We start from the raw sequence: 1330 nt of genomic DNA, 5'->3' as shown, positions 1-1330 counted from the left end.
GCTGTCGATAACCGATGCTGATGTGGAACGCATGCTCGTTCAGCGATACGTGGCAGGCAAGGTCCACCTTCTCCTGCGAATCTTCGGAGAATCCGACGCCACCCGCGCTGGAAGCACGCTCCTGCCTGCCTTCGATATCGGTGGTCAGCAGGATCTGGAACAACGGCGCATAACACTCGCTGCGCGGCGGATTGAGCAGCTCCACCAAGGACTCGAACGGCAGGTGCTGGTGTTCGAACGCTTCCAGGTTCACCCTGCGCACCTGCTCGAGGTATCCGGCCAATGTCTGTCCGGCGTCGCAATCCGTGCGCAGTACAAGGGTATTGGTGAACAGGCCGACGACGGGTTCGAACTCCGACATGGCCCGGTTGGCGGTGGGAGTGCCGATCACGACATCATGGTTGCCGGAGTAACGAGCCACCAGGACGCTCAGCGCGGCGTGAACCAGCATGAAGGTGCTTACGCCCTGACGTGCGGCCAGCGCCTCCAGTTTCCTGCCTGTTTCTGCGGGAAGTCGCCATTGATAGCTCTCTCCCGCGCTGCCTGCGTAGTGCTGGCCTTCTTCCAGTAGCGGCAGGCCATGTCGTGGCGGCAGATCGCTCAGCTGACCGCGCCAATAGGCGCGGCTTCGCTCCGCGGCGGGGCTGGCCAGATAGATGTCCTGCCAGGCGGTGTAGTCGATGTAGCGCAGTTGCAATGCCGGCAGCACCGGTTCGCGGCCATCGGCCAGCGCTGCGCAGACCTGCACGAACTCCGACCAGAAAACGGAGATCGACCAACCGTCCACCGCGATGTGATGGGCATTGAGCAACAACCAGCCATGCCCGTCCCGTTGCAGGTGCACGCCGCGCAGCAGGGTGTCGCATTGCAGATCGAAGCAGTGGTGAGCCTGCTCGCGGCTGGCGGTGACCAGCGCGGCGCGCCATGCGGCGTCGCTTGCGCCGTCGAAGTTCCGGTGCTCGAATTCGAGCACGACGCGCTCCATCGGCAATACGCGCTGGAGCAAGGTTCCATTGTCGTCGCTGAACACAGTCCGTAACGGCTCGTGCCTGGCGATCAACCACAGCAGCGCACGTTTGGCCACCTGGACATCGAAATCCGCGCCGGTCGCGGTGGCGAAGGGGACGTTGTAATGGCTGCTGCCATTGGCCATCCTGTCGACCAGCCACATCGCGGTCTGCGCCGAAGAGGCTGGATATTCGGTAATACGGGCAGGCACGCGTGGCAACGGCGCGAGCGCGGACGCCGATACCGATACCGATGCCGATACGGAAGGCAGCACAACGCTTGCGGCAACAACAGCGGCCGCTGGCGGCGTTCCGATCCTGCC

2 protein-coding genes are annotated in these 1330 nt (G+C 63.6%); one reads left to right on the top strand and one right to left on the bottom strand.

Going from position 1 to position 1330, the window contains the following annotated elements; genetic code table 11:
• The coding region (locus SLW56_RS20765) for a condensation domain-containing protein (RefSeq protein ID WP_320695406.1) at positions 1–1171 on the bottom strand (1171 nt) is incomplete at its 3' end.
• Here SLW56_RS20765 and SLW56_RS20760 point away from each other — a divergent pair.
• Positions 1146–1330 (top strand): hypothetical protein (locus SLW56_RS20760; RefSeq protein WP_320695405.1); only part of this gene is annotated, 185 nt, incomplete at its 3' end. The genes SLW56_RS20765 and SLW56_RS20760 overlap by 26 nt on opposite strands.

The organism is Xanthomonas sp. LF07-6 (assembly GCF_034105445.1).
GTDB classification, from domain to species: domain Bacteria; phylum Pseudomonadota; class Gammaproteobacteria; order Xanthomonadales; family Xanthomonadaceae; genus Xanthomonas_A; species Xanthomonas_A sontii.
This window is presented reverse-complemented; position numbering and strand designations above follow the sequence as displayed.